General features: G+C 53.0%; 1 protein-coding gene. It reads left to right on the forward strand.

The annotated features are described in order from the left end of the window. The coding region (locus FDX22_RS21860; protein ID WP_222592555.1) for an L-rhamnose/proton symporter RhaT at positions 1 to 364 on the forward strand (364 nt) is incomplete at both ends.

Consider the following 364-nt stretch of genomic DNA (forward strand, 5'->3'; position numbering starts at 1 on the left):
GGCGAAACCCATGCACGATGCAGCTGCCGCGCTGGGCGTTGATCCGCTGTATGTCGCGCTACCAAGCTATGTCGTCATCATGGGCGGCGGTGCTTTAGTCAACCTGGGCTTCTGTTTTATTCGTTTGGCAAAAGTGAAAGATCTTTCGATAAAAGCCGACTTCTCGTTAGCCAAACCGCTGATCATCACCAACGTGCTACTGTCCGCGCTCGGTGGCCTGATGTGGTATCTGCAATTCTTCTTCTACGCCTGGGGCCACGCTCGCATTCCGGCGCAGTATGATTATGTCAGTTGGATGCTGCACATGAGCTTCTATGTCCTGTGCGGCGGTATTGTTGGTCTGGTGCTGAAAGAGTGGAAAAAC

The organism is Citrobacter sp. TBCS-14, assembly GCF_005280805.1.
Taxonomy (GTDB): Bacteria; Pseudomonadota; Gammaproteobacteria; order Enterobacterales; family Enterobacteriaceae; genus Citrobacter; species Citrobacter gillenii.